The organism is Paracoccus sp. SSJ (assembly GCF_030234105.1).
Classification (GTDB): domain Bacteria; phylum Pseudomonadota; class Alphaproteobacteria; order Rhodobacterales; family Rhodobacteraceae; genus Paracoccus; species Paracoccus denitrificans.
In genome coordinates this window covers 198791-220932 of sequence record NZ_JASSPE010000006.1, presented here as the reverse complement: position 1 = coordinate 220932, position 22142 = coordinate 198791, and the positions used below count along the sequence as shown (strand labels likewise).

The window sequence follows — 22142 nt, the reverse complement described above, 5'->3', positions numbered from 1 at the left end:
GGCGCGTCAGAGCCCGGCGAATGCCTGGGCATGGGCGATGCGGCTGCCTGCGGGCAGCTCAGGCCCCAGCGCCATGAGATGCGGCCCGGCATAGGGCGAATCCAGATCGGCGGGAGCGAAGCCGAAGCGGCCGTAATAGGCGGGATCGCCCAGAACCACGATGGTATGGTCGTCGAACGCCGCCAGGGCGGCGCGGGTCAGCGCCTCGCCGATGCCGCGCGATTGCACGGCGGGATGCACCGCCAGCGGCGCCAGCGCCAGCGCCGGCCCCTCGGCCTTGAGCGGCGACAGCGCGACATGGCCGATCACCGTGCCCTCGGCCTCGGCCACCAGCGACAGCGCCAGGTCGTCATCGGCACGCAGTGCCTCGACCAGCCGCGCCTCGGCCGGCCCGTCGAAGGCGCATGCCAGCAGCTCCGAGACGGCGGCGCGGTCATGCGCCATCTCGGCGCGGAGGCGCGGCATCGGCTCGCTGCGGGTGAAGTCGCGCTGGATGCCATGGCTTTCGCGGCCCCAGCGGCTGTCCTTCAGCCGGTCGCGATGCGCCTGGAAGGCCGCCTCGTCGGCGTAAAGCTCGTTCAGTTCCCAGACCAGCGGATCCTCGGCCTGGGCGAGGTCGAAGCGCAGGTTGCCGGGTTCGGCCCGGCTCAGTTCGGCATGTTCGGTCAGAAGGTCCAGCGCCAGCAGCATCTGCGCCGCGTCCTTGCAGATCAGCCGTCCGCTCAACGAAACCAGCGGCCTCTCAAGGGGGATCTCCTCGCCGCCCAGAACGAGCGGGGGTGCGTGGTTGTGGTTCTGTCCGCAGGCGCAACTCATGGCAGGATCCTTGTTGTGAACGGTTGCCGCAATGACGGGCCGGCGGGAACCGGCAGCGTTCCCGGGGCCGAAACCATTAGCGGCGATATTCACTTTGTAGAGCTTGTCCCTGGGCTTGAGATTGCGCAGCTTGGTATCGGTCAGCATGTACCTTATCCTTCTTCATTTCCGATACCATGCTGAAAAAACCTCGAATTTATCGTATTTTTTATTTATAAAACAGTAACTTGTAAAACGCTGATACCATGAGCACACAAAATAACGCAGCATGGTATCGGCATCAATCATGGCATCGCCAAACCATAATACCAGCTTTAATGCCATGCTCAAACGGTGCTTGGCGCTTCCTCCTGTTGCCAGATCGTGCCAGACACAAATACAAAAAAGCCCGCGATTACGCAGGCTTAGCTGCTTTTTATGCCTTCAGGTGCCTTGCCGTGCCAGACGCGGGATCATTCCCACTCGATCGTGCCCGGCGGCTTCGAGGTGATGTCATAGGTGCAGCGGTTGATGCCCTTGACCTCGTTGATGATCCGCGTCGCGGTCTCGCCCAGGAACTCGTGGCTGAAGGGATAGTAATCCGCCGTCATGCCATCGACCGAGGTCACGGCGCGCAACGCGCAGGCATAATCGTAGGTGCGCCCGTCGCCCATCACGCCCACGGTGCGCACCGGCAGGATGGCGACGAAGGCCTGCCAGATCTCGTCATAAAGCCCGTGCTTGCGGATCTGGTCGATGAAGACCGCATCGGCCTTGCGCAGGATCTCCAGCTTGTCGCGGGTGATCTCGCCCGGGCAGCGGATCGCCAACCCGGGGCCGGGAAAGGGATGGCGGCCGATGAATTTCTCGGGCAGGCCAAGCTCGCGGCCCAGGGCGCGGACCTCGTCCTTGAAAAGCTCGCGCAGCGGTTCGACCAGCTTCAGCCCCATCTTCTCGGGCAGGCCGCCGACATTGTGGTGGCTCTTGATCGTGACCGAGGGGCCGCCCGAGAAGCTGACCGATTCGATCACGTCCGGGTAAAGCGTGCCCTGGGCCAGGAATTCCGCGCCCTCGATTTCGCTCGCGTATTTCTGGAACACGTCGATGAAGAGCTTGCCGATGGTCTTGCGCTTGACCTCGGGGTCGCTGACGCCCTCCAGCGCCGACAGGAACAATTCGTTCTCGTCGGCATGGATCAGCGGGATGTTGTAGTTGTCGCGGAACATGGTCACGACTTCCTCGGCCTCGTTCAGCCGCAAAAGCCCGTGATCGACGAAGACGCAGGTCAACTGGTCGCCGATCGCCTCGTGGATCAGCACGGCGGCGACCGAACTGTCGACGCCGCCCGACAGCCCGCAGATCACCCGCTTGGTCCCGACCTGCTCGCGAATCTTGCGGATCGCCTCCTGGCGATAGGATGCCATGGTCCAGTCGCCGGCAAAGCCCGCCATGCGGACAAAATTCTCCAGCATCCGGCGGCCGTTCGGGGTGTGATGGACCTCGGGATGGAATTGCACGGCAAAGAACTTGCGTGCCTCGTCCGCGATCATGGCGAAGGGGGCATTGGGCGAGGTGCCGATCACCTCGAAGCCCGGCGCAAGCCGGGTGACGCGGTCGCCATGGCTCATCCAGACTTCCTCGCGGCCGGTATCGAACAGGCCGGCGAAGATGCCATCGCCCTTGTGCCCCTCGGCGGGCGCGATGAAGGCGCGGCCGTATTCGGCGTGATGGCCCGATTCGACGCGGCCGCCCAACTGCTCCATCATCACCTGCTGGCCATAGCAGATGCCGAAGACCGGCACCTGCATGTCGAAGAGGCTCTGCGGCGCGCGCGGCGAATCCGCCTGGGTGACCGAGGCGGGACCGCCCGACAGGATCACGGCCTGCGGGGCGAAGTCTTTCAGGAAGGCGTCGTCGACCGCGTTGAACGGGTGGATTTCGCAATAGACGTTCAACTCGCGCAGGCGGCGCGCAATCAGCTGCGTGACCTGGGAGCCGAAATCGATGATGAGAAGGCGCTGATGTTGGGTCATGGCAAGGCTTTAGGCTGCGGCATGGCGGTGCGCAAGAGGCAGGCGGCGACCTGGATTGCGGCGTTGCATGGGTATTTGGAAAACGGAAAGCGGCAGGGGCCGTGCGCTCGGGTCGGGAAACTGCGCGCAACCTGCGGCTTTCCGTTTCTCAAATACCCATCCGGCCGTGCCGCCAGGCAGGTCAGCGCCAGAGAATCCCCAGGGCCTCGGCCGGGTCCGGTTCCGACCAGATCTCGGCGCCGAGGGCGATGAAATCGGCGACGGGCGCCAGTTGGCCGATCAGCGCCGGGGTCAGGGCACCCTCGGCGATGACGGGAATCTCGATCACCTCGGACCACCATTGGAACAGCTCCAGCGGCGCGATCTCGCCATGGCCGAGCGCGGTGGCGCCGCAGGGGCCGAAGCTGACGTAATCCGCCCCGGCCTCGGCCGCATTCATGCCGTCGTGGCGCGAGGCGCCGCAGAAGGTGCCGACGATGGCGTCCTGGCCCAGTTCCTTGCGGGCGTGGCGCACGCCACGCGCGCCGTTGGTCAGGTGCACGCCGTCGAGCCCGTGGCGCTGAGCCAGCTGGACATGGTCCTCGATCACCACCGCCACGTCGCGGGCATGGGCGATCTCGCGCGCCAGGTCGGCGATGCGGCCCAGTTCGTCCTCGGTGCCGGCGCCGGGGATGCGCAGGCAGGCGACGGGAAAGCGGTCCATGACCTCGGCCAGCATCGGCCCCAGCGTCGAGGCGGCTGCTCCGACCGGCGTGATCAGGTAGAGTTGCGGCGAATTGGGCTGGTCTGTCATGGCGCTGTCATCCTCGTGTTCCGCAAGCAGATAGCGCAGCGCCGCGCGCCTTGCCAGTGGGTGCGCGGAAGGATATGGCCGCGCGCATGGAACCGGCGATCATTCTCATGCGCCCGCAGATGGGCGAAAACATCGGTGCGGCCGCGCGCGCCATGCTGAATTTCGGCCTGACGGACATGCGGCTGGTGGCGCCGCGCGACGGCTGGCCCAATCCCAGGGCCGTGGCCATGGCCTCGGGTGCAGCCGGGCGCGTGCTGGACCGGGCACGGGTCTTTGCGACGCTGGCCGAGGCCATGGCGGACGTGGATTACGCCTATGCCACCACCGCGCGGGGGCGCGAACTGACCAAGCCCGTCCTGACCCCTGCCACGGCCATGGCCGATGCCCGCGACCGGGTGGCGCAGGGCGGCCGGGTTGCTGTGATCTTCGGTCCCGAGCGCGCGGGCCTGGAGAACGAGGACGTGGCGCGGGCCAATGCCATCATCACCGTGCCGGTGAACCCGGATTTCCCCTCGCTGAACCTGGCGCAGGCGGTGCTGCTGACCGGCTATGAATGGGCGCAGGACAGCCTGCCGCCCCAGCCCGCCCCGCATGGCCGCCGCCCGGATGGCGAGGCGCCCGCGACGCGGCTGGAGATCGAGAAGCTCGCCGATCACTGGGAGGAGCGGCTGGCCGAGGCCGGTTTCTTCTTTCCGCCCGAAAAGGCGCCGGCGATGAAGCTGACGCTGCGCAACCTGTGGTCGCGACTGCCGCTGACCCGCGCCGATACGCGCATCTTCCACGGCATGCTGCGGCAACTGATCCGCCGCGGCTGATTGATTTCCGGGCGCGCGCGGGCCAATGTCGCGCCCGATCGAGAAGGAAGCTGACATGGCAAGACGTCCCGTCTTTCAGGAAGTCACCGAGACGACCCCGCCCGGCACGACGCCCTCCGGCGGCATGATCGATGCCGGCCACAAGGGCGCGCGCGGCGCGATCCGCCTCTGGCTGGTCGTGCTGTTCGTCATGGTCGCGGCGATGATCGCGCTTGGCGGCGCGACGCGGCTGACCGGCTCGGGCCTGTCGATCACCGAATGGAAGCCGGTGACCGGGGCGATCCCGCCGATGGATGCCGCCACCTGGCAGGCCGAGTTCGACAAATACCGGCAGATCCCGCAGTTCGAGCTGGTCAATTCCGACATGGACCTGGCGAGCTTCAAGCGGATCTACTGGTGGGAATGGTCGCATCGGCTGCTGGGGCGGCTGGTGGGGCTGGTCTGGGCGGCGGGCTTCGTCTTCTTCCTGGCGACCAGGCGCATTCCCACCGGCTGGACGCCGCGGCTGCTGTTGCTGGGCGCGCTGGGGGGCGCGCAGGGCGCGATCGGCTGGTGGATGGTGCATTCGGGACTGTCGGGCGAGATGGTGCGCGTGGCCTCCTATCGGCTGGCGACGCATCTGGGGCTGGCCTTTGCCATTCTTGGCCTGATCGCCTGGTATGTGCTGGCGCTGTCGCGGTCCGAGGCGGCGCTTTTGCGCGCCCGCCGGGCCGGCGAGGCCAAGCTTTTCTCGATGACCACCGGGCTGATGCACCTGGCCTTCGTCCAGATCCTGCTGGGGGCGCTGGTCGCGGGGATCGATGCGGGGCGCATGTATACCGGCTGGCCGACCATGGGCGGCGAATGGATCCCGGCCGAGATCTGGGACGCGACGCTGGGCTGGCGCAACTTCTTCGAAAACCCGGCGCTGGTGCAGTTCATCCACCGCATGACCGGCTATCTGCTGGCGGTCTTTGCGGTGGTGGTGTTCATGCGCGCCCGCCGTTCGCCGCATCCGGTGACGCGCGGCGCCTATGTCGCGATGCTGGTCGCGCTGGCCGTGCAGGTGGCGCTTGGCATCATGAACGTGCTGCATGCCTCGCCGCTGCCTTTGGCACTGGCGCATCAGATCGGAGCCGTGGCACTGTTCACTCTGATCCTGCGCGCGCGGCACCATGCGCGCTATCCTTATGAAACTTCGGTCCGGGGAACTGTCCGATGAGCGCTTTCGACGATCTTCTCGCCTTCCAGCGCCAGACCGAGGCGCTGTCCTCGGTCGCCGAACGGCTGGCCTGGGACCAGGAAACCGTGATGCCGCGGGGTGCCGTCGAGCAGCGCGCCGAGGAAATGGCGGCGATGGAATCGGTGCTGCACGAGCGCCGCACCGATCCGCGCCTGGGCGAATGGCTGGACCAGGCCGAGCCCGAGGACGACGAGGATGCCCGCGTCATCGAGCTGATCGCGCGCGACTATCGCCGCGCCTCGCGCATTCCTTCGCGGCTGGCGACGGAACTGGCGCGGCAGACCTCGCTGGCGCAGGGCATCTGGGCCGATGCGCGCGCCAAGGACGCGCCCGAGGACTTCCTGCCGGCGCTGAACGACATCCTGATGCTGAAGCGCGAGGAGGCGGCGGCGCTGGCCGATGGCGGCGACCTTTACGACGCGCTCCTGGACGATTACGAGCCCGGCACGACCCAGGCCGAGATCGCGACGCTGTTCGACGCCATGCGCCCGCGGCTGGTGGCGCTGCGCGAGGACGTGCTGGGCGCCGCCTTCCAGCCGCAGCCGCTGACCGGCCATTTCCCGCAGGAGACGCAGCTGCGCCTGGCACGGACTTGTGCCACGGCCTTCGGCTATGACTGGACGCGCGGGCGCATGGATATCGCCGTCCACCCGTTCAGCTCGGGGCGCTGGCAGGACAGCCGCATCACCACGCGGGTGGTCGAGGCCGATCCCTTCAACTGCCTCTATTCGACCATCCACGAGGTCGGGCATTCCAGCTATGAGTTGGGCATCGACAGCGACTATGCCTTCACGCCGCTGGGGCGCGGCGTCTCGATGGGCGCGCACGAAAGCCAGAGCCGGATCTACGAGAACCAGCTGGGCCGCGGCCGCGCCTTTACCGGCTGGCTTTACCAGCGCATGTCGGATGCCTTCGGCGGGCTGTCGGTGCCCGATGCCGATGCCTTCTACGGCACCGTGAACCGCGTCACCCCCGGCTTCATCCGCACCGAGGCGGACGAGGTGCAATACAACCTGCATATCATGCTGCGCTTCGACCTGGAGCGCGACCTGATCGCTGGGCGGCTGGATGTCGAGGATCTGGTCGAGGCCTGGAACGCCCGCTTCCTGCGCGATTTCGGCGTTGCGGTGGACCGGCCGGCCAATGGCGTCCTGCAGGACGTGCATTGGGCGGTGGGGCTGTTCGGCTATTTCCCGACCTATGCGCTGGGGAACGTCTATGCCGGCTGCCTGCATGCCGCGCTGCGTGCCGCGGTGCCGGACCTGGACGAGGCTTTGGCACGCGGCGAGGCGGACCCGGCGGTCGAATGGCTGCGCGAGAACATGCAGCGCCATGGCGGGCTTTACCCGCAGCGCGACCTGATCGAGCGGGCGACCGGGGCCGATATCGGCGAGGGGCCGCTTCTGGACTATCTGGAAGAGAAATTCTCGGCCATCTACCGGCTTTGAGGCCGGATTCGAGTATTTGGGGAACGAAGAAGCCGGGCGCCGGGCGTTATGGCGGCTGGCCTTTCCAAGCCGGGCGTTTTCCTGTATCAGGCGTCGATCCCAAGGACAGCACGGCATGAGTGACCAAGCCAGCAAACCCGCCCCGGCGGTGAAGAAGCTCTTCATCAAGACCTATGGCTGCCAGATGAACGTCTATGACAGCCAGCGCATGGCCGAGGCCATGGGCGCCGAGGGCTATGTCCTGACCGAGAACCAGTCGGACGCCGACATGGTGCTGCTGAACACCTGCCATATCCGGGAAAAAGCGGCCGAGAAGCTTTATTCCGACCTGGGGCGGCTGAAGCCCCTGAAGGCGGAAAGGCCGGACCTGAAGATCGGCGTCGCCGGCTGCGTGGCCCAGGCCGAGGGCGAGGAGATCCAGCGCCGCATGCCCATCGTCGACCTGGTGGTGGGGCCGCAGGCCTATCACCGGCTGCCGGCCATGGCGCGCGCGGGCAGGGGCGTCGATACCGAATTTCCGGCCGAGGACAAGTTCGAGCATCTGCCGAAGCCCGCCGCCACCAGGCGCGCCCCGGCGGCTTTCCTGACCGTGCAGGAGGGGTGCGACAAGTTCTGCGCCTTTTGCGTCGTGCCCTATACGCGGGGGGCCGAGGTGTCGCGCCCGGTCTCGCGCATCCTGGCCGAGGCGCGCGATCTGGTCGCGCGCGGCGTGCGCGAGATCACGCTTTTGGGCCAGAATGTCAACGGCTGGCATGGCGAGGGGCCGGAGGGGTCCGAATGGGGTTTCGGCCGGCTGATCCGGGCGATCGCGGAAATCGACGGGCTGGACCGCATCCGCTATACCACCAGCCATCCGAACGACATGGCGGACGACCTGATCGCGGCGCATCGCGACGAGCCGAAGCTGATGCCCTATCTGCACCTGCCGGTGCAATCGGGTTCCGACCGCATCCTCAGGGCGATGAACCGCCGCCACACGGTCGACCAATACCTGCGGCTGATCGAGCGTATCCGCGAGGCGCGGCCCGACATCATGCTGACCAGCGATTTCATCGTCGGCTTCCCGGGCGAGACCGACCAGGACCACCAGGGCACGCTGGAGCTGGTGCGGGCGGTGAATTTCGGCACCGCCTTCAGCTTCAAGTATTCGCCGCGTCCCGGCACCCCGGCCTATGAGCGGCCGGAGATCGAGGGTGCCGTGGCCGATGCGCGCCTGCAGGAATTGCAGGCGTTGCTGACCAGCCAGCAGAAGGCGGCGCAGGAGGGCATGGTCGGGCGCGAGCTGGGCGTGCTGTTCGAGAAGCCCGGCCGCAATCCGGGGCAGATGGTCGGTAAGTCGGACTATCTGCACGCGGTCTTTGTCGAGGCGCCGGCCGCCAAGGTCGGCGATCTGGTGCGCGTGCGCATCACCCATAGCGCGCCGAACTCGCTGGCCGGGGTGCTGGCGGCCTGAGCCGCCAGTGACAATGCCGCCAGCGGCAATGGTCAGACCGTGTCGAGGTAAAGCTCGACGGTTTCCTCGTCGGAAAGCTCGGCCATGTAGTGCAGTTCCTGCCGCTTGGTCATAACGAAATTCTCGATCAGATGCGCGGGGAAGATGCGCTTGATCTGGGGCGAGGTCTCGAAGGCGTCGATGGCTGCGCCCCAACTGCCTGGAAGCTGTTCCAGCCCCAGCTCATAGGCATTGCCCTGGATCGGCGGCGGCGGCTCGACCTTGTCCTCGATGCCGTTCAGCGCCGCGCCCAGCACCGCGGCGACCGTCAGATAGGGGTTCACGTCGCCGCCGGCCACGCGATGCTCGATCCGGCGCGCTTTCGGGCCGGAGGAGGGGATGCGAATGGCCGAGGTGCGGTTCTCATAGGCCCAGCCGATGCCGGTCGGCGCATGGGCGTTCGGCACCAGCCGGTCATAGCTGTTCTCATGCGGCGCAAACAGCAGGGTCGAGCCGGGCATGGCGGCAAGGCAGCCGGCCACGGCATGGCGCAGCACCTCGGACCCTTCCTCGCCGCCATTGTCGAAGACGTTGCGGCCCTGTTCGTCCAGAACCGAGAAATGCATGTGCATCCCCGAGCCGTTCCATGCCTCGTAGGGCTTGGCCATGAACGAGCCGGCAAAGCCGTAGCGCCGGGCCAGTCCCTTGACCAGCAGCTTGAACAGCCAGGCGTCGTCGGCGGCCTTCAGCGGATCGGCCTGGTGCATCAGGTTGATCTCGAACTGGCCGGGCGCGGCTTCCGAGATGGCGGTATCGGCGGGAATGTCCATCGCCTCGCAGGCGTCATAGAGCGCGGTGAAGAAGCGGTCGAAGGCGTCGAGCGCGCGCAGGGACAGCGTTTCCGCCCCCGTGCGGCGCTTGCCCGAGCGCGGGCTGGGCGGCACGCGCAGCTGCCCGCCCGAATCGTCGATCAGGAAGAATTCCAGTTCGGTCGCCACCACCGGGGTCAGGCCCGCGACCTTGTAGCGTTCGACCACCCGGGCCAGCGCCTGGCGCGGATCGCCCTCATAGGGGCGGCCGTCCAGGTGGAACATCCAGATCGGCAAGAGGCCGGTCGGTGCCTCCAGCCAGGGCATGGGCATGAAGCCGCGTTCGGTCGGCAGAAGCAGCCCGTCGGGGTCGCCGGCCTGAAAGACCAGCGGGCTGTCCTCGACATCCTCGCCCCAGATGTCCATGTTCAGCACCGAGAACGGGAATTTCGTGCCTTCGGTCAGGATCTTGTCGGCGAAACGTGCCGGAACCCGCTTGCCGCGCGCCACCCCGTTGAGGTCGGCGGCAGCGATGCGGATGGTCTTGACGTCGGGATGCTCGTGCAGCCAGTCCATGGATCACCTGATGAGATTGGGCCTGTAACGGATCTTTTTCGCCGCGCCGGGAAGGTGGCGGTTCAGCCGGCGGTTCACCATGCCGAACAGCGCGATCAGGCAGATCGTCAGCAGCACGAAATAGCCCGCCACGATCGGATAGGCGATGAAGGGGTTGAAGGTCTTGTCGGCGAAATAATTGGCGTAATAGAGCGCGTCGCCCCGCTGCTGATAGGCCGGGAAGCCGGAAAAGAACACCAGCGTGGTGGCGTGGAACAGGAAGATCGCCTCGTTGGTATAGGCGGGCCAGGCCAGCCGCATCGCGGTCGGCCAGACCACGCGACGATAGCGCGTCCAGCCGGCCATGCCATAGGCGTCGGCTGCCTCGAGCTCGCCCTTGGGCAGGTTGCGCAGCGCGCCGTAGAAGATTTCGGCCGAATAGGCGGCGGTGTTCAGCACCAGCACCAGAAGCGCGCCGGCCCAGGCCCGGGTCATCCAGCTGGTCTGCACGGTGATGCCGAGGATGTCGATGCCGGCACGCGGCAATTGCACCAACAGCTCATAGGCCAGGAAGAACTGGATGAAGAGCGGGCTGCCGCGAAACAGGAAGATGAACCATTCCGCCGGCTTGCGGGCCCAGCGATTGGCGCTGGCCTTGGCCACGGCCAGCAGATTGGCCAGGAAAAAGCCGAGAAACACCGCCAGCGCCGCGAAATAGACGTTCCAGAGCAGGCCCGAGCCGATCAGCGTAACCTGCTCGCACAAGGTGAATTCGCTGCGCGGCAGCAGCCGCTCGCCGATGCCCAGGGCGCGCAGCCCGTAGTCCTGGATGGTTTGCAGGCACTGGCTCATGTCGCGGTCTTTCGCATCGCCTCTCCGGCGGCGGTGGCCTGACCGGCCGAGAGCCGGGCCCGGATGCGGTCGAAGAACCGTTCCGAGCCCCAGGTCATCAGCAGGTAGAAGACCAGGATGGCCAGGAAATAGTAAAGCCGCCAATCGGGATGCGGATAGGCATAGGCGCGCGTCTTGGCGCTGCCGAGTTCGCGCGCCCAATAGACGATGTCCTCGACCCCCAGCACGAACAGCAGCGGGGTGGCCTTGATCAGGATCATCCACAGATTGGCGAGGCCGGGCAGGGCATAGGTCCACATCTGCGGGATCAGGACACGCCGGCTCACCTGGCGCGGGCTCATGCCGTAGGCCTCGGCGGTTTCCAGCTGCGCCCGAGGCACCGCGTTCATGGCGCCGTAAAGCACATTGGCCGCGAAGGCGCCGAAGACCACGGCAAAGGCGATCACCGCCAGGAAGATGCCATAGGCTTGATGCACCCATTCCGGCGAGGTCGAAAGCGGCAGCTTGGCGGCCGCGCAGACGATGAACTCATTGCCCTGCCGCACGGGCACGGACGGGTCGCAATAGACGCGCGAGCGCAGCCACTCGAAGCCCTGGTCCAGCGCGATGGGCACGAAAAGAAAGAAGATGATATCGGGCACGCCGCGCACCATCGAGGTGTAGATGCGGCCGAACCAGCGCACCCCGGCGATGCGCGAGCGCGAGGCCATCGCCCCGCCGAAGCCGAAAAGCAGCGCCACCGGCGCGGTGATGGCCAGAAGCAGCATCACCGTGCCGAAGCTGGCATAGAACAGCATGTGGTTGCCGGTCGTCAGATAGCATGACAACCAGGCAAGGCCCTGCAGGGCAGAGGGGTCGGTGCAATAGGAAAACATCATGCCGCCGGTTTGGCCGCCGCGGCACCTGCCGCGACGGCATCAGTCGGATCACTCGTAGGTCTGCGCGTCCTCGCCGAAATGCTTCTTGATCAGCTCGTTCAGGCTGCCGTCCTGTTTCATCGTGCCGATGGCCGCGTTCAGCTTTTCGCGCAGCTCGTTGTCGGACTGGCGCACGCCGATGCCGATGCCCTCGTCCAGCCGGACCTGTTCGCCGACGAAGATCAGGTCCTCGCTGTCCTCGACGAAGGGGCGCATGACCTCGTGATCGCCGAAGGCCGCGTCGGCCTCGCCGTTGCGGACGGCGGCGAAGACTTGGTCGATATTGGGATATTCCAGCATCGTGGCCTGCGTATCGGCGACATGGGACGCCTGGACCGTCCCGGTCTGGACCGCGACGATACCCGTTTCAAGGTTGGCGCCCTCGTCGAGCGCGACGTAGGAGGAGGGCGCGGGCGGCAGATAATCCTCGCTGAAGGCGATGACCTGCTTGCGTTCCTCGTTGATGCTCATCGCCGCCATGATCGCGTCATAGTTCGACGAAACCAGGTTGGGGATGATCGAATCCCAGTCGTTCTTGACCCAGGTGCATTGCAGTTCGGCCCGCTTGCACAGCTCATTGCCCAGATCGACCTCGAAGCCGGCCACCTGGCCCTGGTCGTTGATGAGGTTGTAGGGAGGATAAGCGCCCTCGGTGGCGATACGCACCGTCTGCGCCATGCCCATGCCCGCGGTCAGCGCGAAGGCTGCGGCGGCAAGCGTCAGTTTCTTCATGTCCTTGCTCTCCTGTCGGTTCTTTCATTCTGCCATGGTTGCGCTCAGGAACTGGCGCAGCCGCTCGGATCGCGGCGCACCGAAAAGCTGCGCCGGCGGTCCCTCTTCCTCGATCCGGCCCTGATGCAGGAAGACGACGTGGTCGCTGACATCGGCCGCCAGCCGCATGTCATGGGTGACCAGCAGCATGGTGCGATGCTCGGCGGCCAGGTCCTTGATGACGCGCACCACCTCTTGCTGCAATTCGGGGTCCAGCGCGCTGGTCGGCTCGTCCAGAAGCAGCGCGCGCGGCTCCATGCAAAGCGCGCGGGCGATGGCGGCGCGCTGCTGCTGGCCGCCCGACAACTGCGCGGGCCAGGCGTCGGCCTTGTCGCCGATGCCGACCTTGGCCAGCAATTCGCGCGCCCGCGCCTCGACCTGTGCCGGGTTGCGCTTCAGGACATGGACCGGCGCTTCCATGACGTTTTGCAGGATGGTCATGTGCGACCACAGGTTGAACTGCTGGAACACCATCGAGAGGTTCGTGCGCAGCCGCGTCACCTGGGCCCGGTCGGCGGGCACGCGGGCCAGCCCGGTGCCGCGCCATTTCACCGCCTCGCCCTCGAACAGGATCTCGCCCTGCTGGCTGTCCTCGAGCAGGTTGCAGCAGCGCAGCAGCGTGGACTTGCCCGACCCGGACGAGCCGATCAGGCTGATGACATGGCCGCGCGGCGCGGTCAGGCTGACGCCCCGGATGACCTGAAGCGGGCCATAGGCCTTGTGCAGATCCCGAATTTCTATCACCGGCACGCCGGTCGGATCGGGGGCCGCAGGGTTGGCGGAGATGGTCGGTTCTGTCTGGCTCATGCGGATATGAGGCGATATTTGCCGGGCGATTGCAACGCTTTCGTCGCGGGTTTTGCCGGCTGGGCGGGGGCGGGGATCGCCCGGATGGCGGGCGGCGCGGTCGGGTTCGGGCGGGGTTGCGCGTTCACTTGCCGGACAGTCCCAGATCGTCCAGCGCCCTTTGCCGCGCCAGCGCCGAATCGCGGTCGTTCACGCCCAGAAGCCCGGCCACCAGCCGCACCAGGGATTCCTCGTCGGCATTGCGGTCGCCGTCGGCATAGGCGACTTCCCACAGGGCGGCGACGATGTCCTGCCGGTCCTGCAGGTCCACGCGCTCCTTGATGGTGCGGGTGAAGCGGACGGTGTCGGGTGCCTCGGCCTCGATCATCTCGGCCGCCGCGCGCCGCTCGGCCGCCTCGGCGGCGGCAAGCCCGCGGCGCCGGGCCAGCACCTGGTCGATGCGCTGCTGCTCGGCCTTGCCGTAATGGTCGTCGGCACGCGCCAGCCGCACCAGCAGCGAGGCGACGGCGACCTCGGCATCCTGCCCGCTGAGATGCGGGGATGCGGGGGGGTCGGCGAAAAGTCGGCTCAGAAGGTTGCGAAACATGCCGGGATATTAGGGTATTTTCGCGCCACAACAATATCCCGCGCGAAATTTGTCAGGCAGATTCCCAGCCCTCGACGATGGCCAGATCGGCGATCGAGCAGGGCTGCCGCAAGGCCAGTGCCGCCTGATATTCCGGGCTGCGATAGCAGGCGAGGGCGGTCTCCAGGTCGGCGAACTCGATCACCACGCTGCGGGGCCGGATCTGGCCCTCGACCACCTGCTGGGCGCCGCCGCGCACCAGGAAACGCGCGCCGTATTTGGCGAAGGCGGCGGCATTGGCCTGGCGATAGGCGTCGTATGCGGCGGGGTCGTCGACCGTGACATGGCCGATCCAATAGGCTTTGGGCATCGCGTGGCTCCTTGCGGCTGATCCGCGCCGATCATGCCGCGCAGGGCTGCCGCCGCAAGCCCGATCCCGCCTCAGTAACGTTGCGGCACATAAAGCTCGGGCGGCAGCACTTCGCGCTCGTAATCGGGGTTGAAGACCCGGTCGGGCAGGGTGATCTCGTCATGCGGGACCGGCCCGTAGGGGACCTGCGTCAGCAGATGCGCCATGCAGTTCAGCCGCGCCCGCTTCTTGTCGTTGCCGGGCACGATATACCAGGGCGCTTCGGGGATGTTGGTGCGCTCGAACATCTCTTCCTTGGCCTTGGTGTAGTCCTCCCAGCGGACGCGGGCTTGCAGGTCCATGGGCGACAGCTTCCACTGCTTCAGCGGGTCGTGGATGCGCATCAGGAAGCGCATCTGCTGCTCCTCGTCGGTGATCGAGAACCAGTATTTCACCAGCCGGATGCCCGAGCGCACCAGCATGCGCTCGAATTCCGGCACGTCGTCGAAAAACTGCTGGACCTGGTCCTCGGTCGCGAAGCCCATGACGCGCTCGACTCCGGCGCGGTTGTACCAGCTGCGGTCGAACAGCACGATCTCGCCGCCCGCAGGCAGGTGCGGGACGTAGCGCTGGAAATACCATTGCGTCTTTTCGCGGTCCGAGGGTGCGGGCAGGGCGACGACGCGGGCGACGCGCGGGTTCAGCCGCTGGGTGATGCGCTTGATCGCACCGCCCTTGCCGGCGCTGTCGCGGCCCTCGAAGATGACCACGACCTTTTCCTTGTGATGGGCCACCCAGTCCTGAAGCTTGATAAGCTCGGCCTGAAGCCGCAGCAGCTCGCGGAAATAGTCGGCGCGCGGCATCTGGTCGGGATGGGTCTGGCGATAGATGCGGGCGATCTCCTGGGACAGGATCGCATCCTCCAGCTCGATCTCGAAATCCTCGTCGAGCGTGTCCTGAAGCTCGGCTTCAAGCCAATCCTTGGGTGTCTGGTCCTGCATGGGGATCTCCTGCTGCGCTTGCCTGCGATCTAGCCTTGCAATGTGACAATCCCGTGTCGCCTCCTAGAACAACCCGGCGCAGTCGCGGATGATGCCGAAGGCGAAGCCGCCGCCGCTGGCATCCGCGACCGTGCCGCACCAGCGGCCCTCGCTGGAAAACAGGCTCTTGCTGCCCTTTGGCCGATAGGCGACGCGCTTGCCGGTCACGGTGAACAGGTTCAGCGTCCCCGAGCCGTTCGGGGCGTAATAGCCGACCACGGTGCCGTCCGCGGTGAAGATCACCCGCTTTTCGTTGGCCGGGTTGCGCGGCGAATTGGCATAGCGCGAGGCGCTGTTGGCCGGACTGGCGGCCGAATTGGCCGCCGCATGCGGCGAGTTCGAGGTCTTGGCCGGCGTATTGCGCGGCGCGCCGGGCCCCAGGTCGAAGGGCAGGCGCGTCTGGTCGAGGATGAACAGCGGTGCATCCGCAAGCGCCGGTGCGGCGCAAAGCATCAGGACCGGAAGCGAGGCAAGGCGCATGTCGGAACCCTTCGTCTGGTCCCGACACTATGGCGCGTCGCGGTGCCTCAGACCAGCCGCTCGTTGTCCATCGCGGCGCGGATGAAGCCGGCAAACAGCGGCGCCGGCTGGAAGGGCTTGGATTTCAGCTCGGGGTGGGACTGCACGCCGATAAACCAGGGGTGGTCGCGGTATTCCACGACTTCCGGCAGCCGCCCGTCCGGCGACATGCCCGAAAAGCTGAGCCCCGCCGCCTCCAGCTGATCGCGGTATTTCGCATCCACCTCGTAGCGGTGGCGGTGGCGATCCTCGATCTCCAGCGCGCCGTCATAGATCTCCGAGATCTTCGAGCCCGGTACCAGAACGGCGGTATAGGCGCCCAGCCGCATGGTGCCGCCCTTGTCGTCCGTCAGCTTGCGCTGCACGGTATAATTGCCCTGCACCCATTCCTTGAGGTGATAGACGACCGGGGTGAAGCGGGTCTTGCCGGCCTCGTGGTCGAACTCCTCGGAGCCGGCGTCCGGCATGCCTGCCAGGTTGCGCGCCCCCTCGATCACCGCCATCTGCATGCCCAGGCAGATGCCCAGATAGGGCACCTTCTTTTCGCGCGCATATTTCGCGGCGGCGATCATGCCCTCGGTGCCGCGCTCGCCAAAGCCGCCGGGCACGATGATGCCGTTGTAGCCGTCCAGAAGATGCGCGCCCTCACCCTCCAGCTTCTCGCTGTCCACCCAATCGGCCCGCACGCGCACGCGATTGGCCATGCCGCCATGGGTCAGTGCCTCGGCGATGGATTTGTAGGCGTCCTCCAGCTGGGTGTATTTTCCGACCACGGCGATGCGGACCTGGCCCTCGGCATTCTCCAGCCGGTCCATCACGTCCTCCCAGCGGGTCAGGTCCGGGCGCGGCGCCGGGCTGATCTGGAAGGCGTCCAGCACCGCCTGGTCGAGACCGGCGCGGTGATAGGCCAGTGGCGCCTCGTAGATCGTTTTCAGGTCATAGGCCGGGATCACCGCATCGGGGCGGACATTGCAGAACAGTGCGATCTTGGCGCGCTCTTTTTCCGGGATGGGGTGTTCGCTGCGGCAGACCAGGACATCGGGCGCGATGCCGATCGAGCGCAGCTCCTTGACCGAATGCTGCGTCGGCTTGGTCTTCAGCTCGCCCGAGGCGGCAAGCCAGGGCAGCAACGTCAGATGCACGAAGATGCATTGGCCGCGCGCGCGTTCCTGGGCGAATTGCCGGATCGCCTCAAAGAAGGGCAGGCCCTCAATGTCGCCCACGGTGCCGCCGATCTCGCAGAGCATGAAATCGACCTCGTCCTCGCCTACCGCCAGGAAGTCCTTGATCTCGTTGGTGACGTGCGGGATGACCTGGATGGTCTTGCCCAGATAGGCGCCGCGGCGTTCCTTTTCCAGCACGTTGGAATAGATCCGTCCCGACGAGACCGAGTCGGTCTTGCGCGCCGAAACCCCGGTAAAGCGCTCGTAATGGCCAAGGTCCAGGTCGGTCTCGGCGCCGTCGTCGGTGACGAAGACCTCGCCATGTTCGAAGGGGCTCATCGTGCCTGGATCGACGTTCAGATAGGGGTCGAGCTTGCGCAGCCGGACGGTAAAGCCGCGCGCCTGCAGCAGCGCCCCCAGCGCCGCCGATGCCAGCCCCTTGCCAAGCGAAGAAACCACGCCGCCGGTGATGAAGATGTAACGCGCCATCGAGGGGCCCCCGTGAGTAATCAAACAGAAGATCGCGGCCCGAATCTGGGCGGCATCACGGGACTCGAGTCATATCCGATTCGTCCCGTGGCCGCAACGGACCGCAAGTTGTTGTAAGGGGCGCCTGTCGCGCCCCCAAGCTGTGGTGTCAGTTATTGGCCGGTGCCGGGGTCGTCGCCGGCGCCTCTGCCGGGGCGTCCTGCGCCGGTGCCTCGGCTGGCGGCGGCGTCACCGGCGCGGTCGCGGGGGCACTGCCCTCGGCGGGTGCGGCGGGCGTCTGGGCGGGAGTTTCGCCTGCGGGGGCCGGCGGCGCGACCGGCTGGCCGGCGCCCGGAACCACGGGCTGGCCCGCGCCGGGCGGCGGGGTGTAGTCGCCGATGCCGGGCAGGCCGGTCGCCGGGGCCTGCTCGGTGCCGCCAAGGTTCAGCTGGTCCACGATCGAGCCGCTGGAGGCGTTCTGCGCGGCGATCAGGGTCAGGGTCATCGAGGTGATGATGAAGCCGATGGCAAATATCCAGGTCAGGCGCGACAGCGCGTTCGCTGCCTGGCGGCCGGTCATGACGCCGCCTCCGCCACCGCCCATGCCAAGGCCGCCACCTTCGGACCGTTGCAGCAGCACCACCCCGATCAGAAGCACGGCGAGGATCAGATGCACGGTAAGAACGATGTTTTCCACCACTGGGGCCTTTCATTCAGCGACGCGCCTATCTAGTCACCAAGGCGCGGATTGGCAAGCGGGGTGCGGGCATGGGCGCGCTGATGATCCAGGGGACGGGGTCGAATGTGGGGAAATCCCTGCTGGTGGCGGGGCTTTGCCGGGCTGCAAGGCGGCGCGGGATCGACGTCGCGCCCTTCAAGCCGCAGAACATGTCGAACAATGCCGCCGTGACCCCCGACGGGGGAGAGATCGGCCGGGCGCAGGCGCTGCAGGCGCGGGCGGCGGGGCTGGCGCCTTCGGTCCACATGAACCCGGTGCTGCTGAAGCCCGAGACCGACCGCGCCGCCCAGGTGGTGGTGCAGGGCCATGCCGCGACGCGGGCGGCGGCGGCGGATTACGGGGCGCTCAAGGCGCGGCTGATGGGAGCGGTGCTGGACAGCTTCGCGCGGCTGCGGACGACGCATGAGCTGGTGCTGGTCGAGGGCGCAGGCTCGCCGGCCGAGGTCAACCTGCGCGCCCGCGACATCGCCAACATGGGCTTCGCCCGCGCTGCCGACGTGCCGGTGGTGCTGGCCGGCGACATCGACCGCGGGGGCGTGATCGCACAGATCGTCGGGACGCAGGCGGTGATCGATCCGGCGGACGCGGCGATGATCCGCGGTTTCGTCATCAACCGCTTTCGCGGCGATCCCTCGCTGTTCGATGCCGGCCGTCGCTTCATCGTCGAACGCACCGGCTGGCCCGACCTGGGGCTGGTGCCATGGTTCCCCGATGCCGTGCGGCTGCCGGCCGAGGATGCGGTGGATCTGCGCCGTGCCTCGGGGGGCGGAGGCCTGCACATCGCCTGCCCGATGCTGTCGCGGATCGCCAATTTCGACGATCTCGACCCGCTCGCGGCCGAGCCGGCGGTGCGGTTGAGCATGGTGCCGCCGGGCCATGCCCTGCCGGGCGATGCCGATCTGGTCATCTTGCCGGGCACGAAATCCACCCGGGGCGACCTGGCCTTTCTGCGCGAACAGGGCTGGGATATCGACCTGGCCGCGCATCTGCGGCGCGGTGGGCGGGTGCTGGGTATCTGCGGCGGCTATCAGATGCTGGGTCGGGTGATCCACGATCCCGAGGGGCATGACGGTAGCCCCGGCAGCACGCCCGGCCTGGGCCTGCTGGATATCGAGACCCGAATGGCGCCCGAAAAGCGGCTGACGCGGATCGCGGGGCGCGCGCTCGGCCAGCCCGTCGAGGGCTACGAGATTCACATGGGCCGCAGCGAAGGCCCGGATTGCGCCCGTCCCTTTGCCCATATCCCCGAGCCGGACGGTGCCACCAGTCCCGACGGACGCGTCGCCGGCACCTATCTGCATGGGCTCTTCTCGGGCGATGGCTTTCGCGCCGCCTGGCTTGGGCAGTTCGGCGCTGCCTCGGCGCTGGATTACGGCGCCGGCGTCGATGAGGTGCTCGACCGGCTGGCCGGGCATCTTGAGACGCATCTGGACATCGACCGGCTTTTCGCGCTGGCGCGCTAGAGGATTTCCGCCAGGATTCGCTCGGCCTCGGTCTGGCAGGGGGTCAGCTTCGCGCGATCCTCGCCCGGGAAAAAGCGCGCGCGCACGGCCGTCGGCATCGGCGCCGGCTCGGCAATGACGACGCGGGGCCCGAGAGAGGCGTTCTCGGCCCGCCAGCTTTGGGCCAGGGCGATCTGGCCGGCCTTGGTCGCGCCATAGCTGCCGAAGAATTTCTGCCCCGCGCGCTTGTCGTCGAAGAACAGCGCCGTGCCCTTGCGGGCGCGCAAGAGCGGCTCGATCAGGTTGATCAGCCCGCGCGTGGCGACGATGTTCAGATCGACCGATTTCTGGAAATCCTTGGCGTCGATATGGCCGGCAGGCGACAGCGGTGCGGCATGGATCGCCGCATGCGCCCAAAGATCCAGCCCGCCCCAGCGTTCCATCACGGCCCGCGCCATCTGCACCATGGCCTCGGGCTGGCCGACATCCATCGGTGCCAGCGTGGCCGAGCCGCCGGCCTTGCGGATGCGGTCGTCCAGTTCTTCCAGCGCGCCGGTGGTGCGGGCGACGGCCAGGATGTGCCAGCCGCGCGCGGCAAGCGTTTCGGCCAAAGCGGCGCCGAGGCCGCGCGAGGCGCCGGTGATCAGCGCGATTTTGTCATGCTCGGTCATGGCCGTCGATTTCGCATCGGCTGCGGCCCTGCGCAAGCCCCTTGAGCAAGGCTGCAAAGGGGTGCGTCACATTGACTTTCCTGTCGCGTAGCGCAGCCTCAGGGCTGCCTTGCAGGATCAGAGGGCGGGGCCGGCTGCCGAAGCGCGTCCTTCATTCCGGTCGTTGCAACTCCGCCAGCGCGGACTGACACATGCCGAGGCCCAGCCATTGGCAGCCGTTGCAGATCCGGCCCAGATCCCCGGGTTGCAGGCGGGTGGCGGCGCGGGCCTGCGCCTCGGCCCAGGTCATGCGCTGGCCGGGGCGGATGTCCAGTGCCGCGGCATGGCGCCTGTCCAGCCTGCCGATCCGCTCGTCGGCGGTGCAGCCCATGCCGCGCCGCGAGGGGCAGGGGCCGCAGATCGAATCGGCCATGACCGTAAAGACCACCGGCGTCTGCGGATCGGCGCGCAGCCGGCCATGCACGATGGCGTTCATGTTCTCGGTGAAATCCGGCGAGTAGCCGCGCCCCTGCCAACCGATCGAGCAAAGCACGTGATGGGGGCGCAGCAGAACGGCCCCGGAGCTTTTCCGGGGCCGCTCCTGATCCTGGTCGCGAACGCTCAGCGCTGGTCCAGCGGCTTGTAGTCGCGCCGGGGGGCGCCGACGTAAAGCTGGCGCGGCCGGCCGATCTTGTTCTGCGGATCGGCGATCATCTCCTTCCACTGCGAGATCCAGCCGACGGTGCGCGACAGTGCGAAGATCGGCGTGAACATCGAGGTCGGGAAGCCCATCGCCTCGAGGATGATGCCCGAGTAGAAATCGACGTTCGGATAAAGCTTTTTCGAGACGAAATACTCGTCCTCCAGCGCGATCCGCTCCAGCTCCTTGGCGACCTGCAGCGTCGGGTTGTTGTGGACGCCCAGGAGGTCCAGCACCTCGTCGGCCGATTCCTTCATCACCTTGGCGCGCGGATCGAAGTTCTTGTAGACCCGGTGGCCAAAGCCCATCAGGCGGAACGGATCGTTCTTGTCCTTGGCGCGGGCGAGGAATTCCGGGATGCGCTCGACCGAGCCGATCTCGCGCAGCATCTCCAGGCAGGCCTGGTTGGCGCCGCCATGCGCCGGGCCCCAGAGGCAGGCGATGCCGGCGGCGATGCAGGCGAACGGGTTCGCGCCCGAGGAACCCGCCAGGCGAACGGTCGAGGTCGAGGCGTTCTGCTCGTGATCCGCATGCAGGGTGAAGATGCGGTCCATGGCGCGCGACAGCGCCGGATCGACATGATAGGGCTCGGCCGGAACCGAGAAGCACATGTGCAGGAAATTGCTGGCATAATCCAGCTCGTTCCGCGGATAGACGAAGGGCTGGCCCAGCGAATACTTATAGGCCATCGCGGCGATGGTCGGCACCTTGGCGATCAGCCGGATCGAGGCGATCTCGCGCTGCACCGGGTCGTTGATGTCGATCGAGTCGTGATAGAAGGCCGACATCGCACCGACCACGCCGACCATGGTCGCCATCGGATGGCTGTCGCGGCGGAAGCCGCGGAAGAAATAGTGCATCTGCTCGTGCACCATGGTGTGGCGGGTGACCCGGGTCTCGAAGTCGAGCAACTGGTCGGGGTTCGGCAGCTCGCCATAGAGCAGCAGATAGCAGACCTCGAGGTAATGCGATTGCGCCGCCAGCTGCTCGATCGGATAGCCGCGATACCACAGCTCGCCCTTGTCACCGTCGATATAGGTGATCGTCGAATCGCAGGACGCCGTCGAGGTGAAGCCGGGGTCGTAGGTGAAGACACCCGCGTCGCCGTAGAGCTTGCGAATATCGACCACATCCGGTCCCGCGGTCGGGGACAGGACCGCGAGGTCGTAGTCCTTGCCCTCGAGATGCAGCCTTGCGGTTTTTCCTTCTGCCATTCCCAGTTCCTTTCACCTGTCTCCGGCCCGCGGGCCGGGTGATG

Annotated in this window: 22 protein-coding genes; 5 read left to right on the top strand and 17 right to left on the bottom strand. The window is 66.8% G+C overall.

The annotated features are described in order from the left end of the window. Window positions 1-6 precede the first annotated feature (6 nt). The 3 genes from QPR87_RS09055 to QPR87_RS09045 all read right to left on the bottom strand — a co-directional run bounded on the left by QPR87_RS09055 (window position 7) and on the right by QPR87_RS09045 (window position 3621). Window positions 7-963, bottom strand: a complete 957-nt coding sequence (locus QPR87_RS09055; RefSeq protein WP_285049251.1) for a GNAT family N-acetyltransferase — start codon at window positions 961-963, stop codon at window positions 7-9. 305 nt (window positions 964-1268) lie between these two features. Next, window positions 1269-2828: a glutamine-hydrolyzing GMP synthase gene (gene guaA, locus QPR87_RS09050; protein WP_104490874.1), complete on the bottom strand. Its 1560-nt coding sequence runs from the start codon at window positions 2826-2828 to the stop codon at window positions 1269-1271. A gap of 181 nt (window positions 2829-3009) precedes the next feature. Then, complete coding sequence (locus tag QPR87_RS09045; RefSeq protein ID WP_011749933.1) at window positions 3010-3621, bottom strand: thiamine phosphate synthase; 612 nt, start codon at window positions 3619-3621, stop codon at window positions 3010-3012. A gap of 74 nt (window positions 3622-3695) precedes the next feature. Between QPR87_RS09045 and QPR87_RS09040 the strand changes: the two genes are divergently transcribed. From QPR87_RS09040 to miaB, 4 genes are all read left to right on the top strand, one after another. Continuing rightward, complete coding sequence (locus QPR87_RS09040; protein ID WP_011749934.1) at window positions 3696-4436, top strand: RNA methyltransferase; 741 nt, start codon at window positions 3696-3698, stop codon at window positions 4434-4436. 55 nt (window positions 4437-4491) lie between these two features. After that, window positions 4492-5637, top strand: a complete 1146-nt coding sequence (gene ctaA / locus QPR87_RS09035) for a heme A synthase (protein WP_285049248.1) — start codon at window positions 4492-4494, stop codon at window positions 5635-5637. Continuing rightward, entirely contained in the window at window positions 5634-7106 is a 1473-nt protein-coding gene (locus tag QPR87_RS09030) for a carboxypeptidase M32 (RefSeq protein ID WP_104490877.1), read from the top strand. The genes ctaA and QPR87_RS09030 overlap by 4 nt, the downstream gene beginning before the upstream one ends. 115 nt (window positions 7107-7221) lie before the next feature. After that, the gene (miaB, locus tag QPR87_RS09025) at window positions 7222-8559 is read left to right on the top strand and encodes a tRNA (N6-isopentenyl adenosine(37)-C2)-methylthiotransferase MiaB (RefSeq protein WP_285049247.1); all 1338 of its coding nucleotides are present in this window, start codon (window positions 7222-7224) and stop codon (window positions 8557-8559) included. Window positions 8560-8591: 32 nt separating this feature from the next. Here the strand turns inward: miaB and QPR87_RS09020 are convergent, their stop codons facing one another. From QPR87_RS09020 to secG, 11 genes are all read right to left on the bottom strand, one after another. After that, window positions 8592-9923 (bottom strand): glutamine synthetase family protein, encoded by a 1332-nt coding sequence (locus QPR87_RS09020; protein WP_285049246.1) that lies wholly within the window; start codon window positions 9921-9923, stop codon window positions 8592-8594. A gap of 3 nt (window positions 9924-9926) precedes the next feature. Beyond that, window positions 9927-10754 carry an ABC transporter permease gene (locus QPR87_RS09015; RefSeq protein ID WP_231000537.1) on the bottom strand — a complete coding sequence of 276 codons (828 nt, stop codon included), beginning with the start codon at window positions 10752-10754 and terminating at the stop codon, window positions 9927-9929. Further along, window positions 10751-11629: an ABC transporter permease gene (locus QPR87_RS09010; protein ID WP_041530607.1), complete on the bottom strand. Its 879-nt coding sequence runs from the start codon at window positions 11627-11629 to the stop codon at window positions 10751-10753. Before QPR87_RS09010 ends, QPR87_RS09015 begins: the two co-directional genes overlap by 4 nt. A gap of 51 nt (window positions 11630-11680) precedes the next feature. Further along, window positions 11681-12403 (bottom strand): transporter substrate-binding domain-containing protein, encoded by a 723-nt coding sequence (locus tag QPR87_RS09005; RefSeq protein ID WP_011749941.1) that lies wholly within the window; start codon window positions 12401-12403, stop codon window positions 11681-11683. Window positions 12404-12427: 24 nt separating this feature from the next. Further along, entirely contained in the window at window positions 12428-13249 is an 822-nt protein-coding gene (locus QPR87_RS09000) for an ABC transporter ATP-binding protein (RefSeq protein ID WP_011749942.1), read from the bottom strand. Between the two features lie 124 nt (window positions 13250-13373). After that, window positions 13374-13835 (bottom strand): tellurite resistance TerB family protein, encoded by a 462-nt coding sequence (locus QPR87_RS08995; RefSeq protein WP_285049243.1) that lies wholly within the window; start codon window positions 13833-13835, stop codon window positions 13374-13376. A gap of 52 nt (window positions 13836-13887) precedes the next feature. Continuing rightward, a complete protein-coding gene (locus tag QPR87_RS08990; RefSeq protein WP_011749944.1) occupies window positions 13888-14184 on the bottom strand; it encodes a DUF1330 domain-containing protein in 297 nt (98 codons plus the stop codon). Between the two features lie 71 nt (window positions 14185-14255). Next, window positions 14256-15164, bottom strand: a complete 909-nt coding sequence (ppk2, locus tag QPR87_RS08985; protein WP_104490881.1) for a polyphosphate kinase 2 — start codon at window positions 15162-15164, stop codon at window positions 14256-14258. A 63-nt stretch (window positions 15165-15227) separates the two neighbouring features. After that, entirely contained in the window at window positions 15228-15683 is a 456-nt protein-coding gene (locus QPR87_RS08980; protein ID WP_285049238.1) for a hypothetical protein, read from the bottom strand. A gap of 47 nt (window positions 15684-15730) precedes the next feature. Further along, complete coding sequence (gene pyrG, locus QPR87_RS08975) at window positions 15731-17374, bottom strand: CTP synthase (RefSeq protein WP_104490883.1); 1644 nt, start codon at window positions 17372-17374, stop codon at window positions 15731-15733. A 148-nt stretch (window positions 17375-17522) separates the two neighbouring features. After that, window positions 17523-18050, bottom strand: a complete 528-nt coding sequence (gene secG, locus QPR87_RS08970) for a preprotein translocase subunit SecG (RefSeq protein ID WP_285049236.1) — start codon at window positions 18048-18050, stop codon at window positions 17523-17525. Between the two features lie 71 nt (window positions 18051-18121). Between secG and QPR87_RS08965 the strand changes: the two genes are divergently transcribed. Beyond that, a complete protein-coding gene (locus QPR87_RS08965; protein WP_285049234.1) occupies window positions 18122-19555 on the top strand; it encodes a cobyric acid synthase in 1434 nt (477 codons plus the stop codon). On the opposite strand, the gene QPR87_RS08960 is transcribed toward QPR87_RS08965, so the two are convergent. From QPR87_RS08960 to gltA, 3 genes are all read right to left on the bottom strand, one after another. Next, window positions 19552-20205: an SDR family NAD(P)-dependent oxidoreductase gene (locus QPR87_RS08960; RefSeq protein ID WP_285049232.1), complete on the bottom strand. Its 654-nt coding sequence runs from the start codon at window positions 20203-20205 to the stop codon at window positions 19552-19554. The two genes, QPR87_RS08965 and QPR87_RS08960, sit on opposite strands and share 4 nt — an antisense overlap. Before the next feature lie 151 nt (window positions 20206-20356). Then, window positions 20357-20737 carry a DUF1284 domain-containing protein gene (locus QPR87_RS08955; RefSeq protein WP_011749951.1) on the bottom strand — a complete coding sequence of 127 codons (381 nt, stop codon included), beginning with the start codon at window positions 20735-20737 and terminating at the stop codon, window positions 20357-20359. Window positions 20738-20805: 68 nt separating this feature from the next. Beyond that, complete coding sequence (gene gltA, locus QPR87_RS08950; RefSeq protein ID WP_011749952.1) at window positions 20806-22098, bottom strand: citrate synthase; 1293 nt, start codon at window positions 22096-22098, stop codon at window positions 20806-20808. Between the last annotated feature and the right edge of the window lie 44 nt (window positions 22099-22142).

Coding starts and splice junctions, on each gene's coding strand:
- QPR87_RS08960 (WP_285049232.1), bottom strand. CDS start 20,205: ATGACCGAGCATGACAAAATCGCGCTGATCACCGGCGCCTCGCGCGGC.
- QPR87_RS09040 (WP_011749934.1), top strand. CDS start 3,696: ATGGCCGCGCGCATGGAACCGGCGATCATTCTCATGCGCCCGCAGATG.
- QPR87_RS09015 (WP_231000537.1), bottom strand. CDS start 10,754: ATGAGCCAGTGCCTGCAAACCATCCAGGACTACGGGCTGCGCGCCCTG.
- QPR87_RS08995 (WP_285049243.1), bottom strand. CDS start 13,835: ATGTTTCGCAACCTTCTGAGCCGACTTTTCGCCGACCCCCCCGCATCC.
- QPR87_RS08980 (WP_285049238.1), bottom strand. CDS start 15,683: ATGCGCCTTGCCTCGCTTCCGGTCCTGATGCTTTGCGCCGCACCGGCG.
- QPR87_RS08965 (WP_285049234.1), top strand. CDS start 18,122: ATGGGCGCGCTGATGATCCAGGGGACGGGGTCGAATGTGGGGAAATCC.
- ctaA (WP_285049248.1), top strand. CDS start 4,492: ATGGCAAGACGTCCCGTCTTTCAGGAAGTCACCGAGACGACCCCGCCC.
- QPR87_RS09005 (WP_011749941.1), bottom strand. CDS start 12,403: ATGAAGAAACTGACGCTTGCCGCCGCAGCCTTCGCGCTGACCGCGGGC.
- QPR87_RS09020 (WP_285049246.1), bottom strand. CDS start 9,923: ATGGACTGGCTGCACGAGCATCCCGACGTCAAGACCATCCGCATCGCT.
- QPR87_RS09030 (WP_104490877.1), top strand. CDS start 5,634: ATGAGCGCTTTCGACGATCTTCTCGCCTTCCAGCGCCAGACCGAGGCG.
- QPR87_RS08990 (WP_011749944.1), bottom strand. CDS start 14,184: ATGCCCAAAGCCTATTGGATCGGCCATGTCACGGTCGACGACCCCGCC.
- QPR87_RS09010 (WP_041530607.1), bottom strand. CDS start 11,629: ATGTTTTCCTATTGCACCGACCCCTCTGCCCTGCAGGGCCTTGCCTGG.
- QPR87_RS09000 (WP_011749942.1), bottom strand. CDS start 13,249: ATGAGCCAGACAGAACCGACCATCTCCGCCAACCCTGCGGCCCCCGAT.
- miaB (WP_285049247.1), top strand. CDS start 7,222: ATGAGTGACCAAGCCAGCAAACCCGCCCCGGCGGTGAAGAAGCTCTTC.
- QPR87_RS09045 (WP_011749933.1), bottom strand. CDS start 3,621: ATGACAGACCAGCCCAATTCGCCGCAACTCTACCTGATCACGCCGGTC.
- guaA (WP_104490874.1), bottom strand. CDS start 2,828: ATGACCCAACATCAGCGCCTTCTCATCATCGATTTCGGCTCCCAGGTC.
- QPR87_RS09055 (WP_285049251.1), bottom strand. CDS start 963: ATGCTGACCGATACCAAGCTGCGCAATCTCAAGCCCAGGGACAAGCTC.
- gltA (WP_011749952.1), bottom strand. CDS start 22,098: ATGGCAGAAGGAAAAACCGCAAGGCTGCATCTCGAGGGCAAGGACTAC.
- pyrG (WP_104490883.1), bottom strand. CDS start 17,374: ATGGCGCGTTACATCTTCATCACCGGCGGCGTGGTTTCTTCGCTTGGC.
- ppk2 (WP_104490881.1), bottom strand. CDS start 15,164: ATGCAGGACCAGACACCCAAGGATTGGCTTGAAGCCGAGCTTCAGGAC.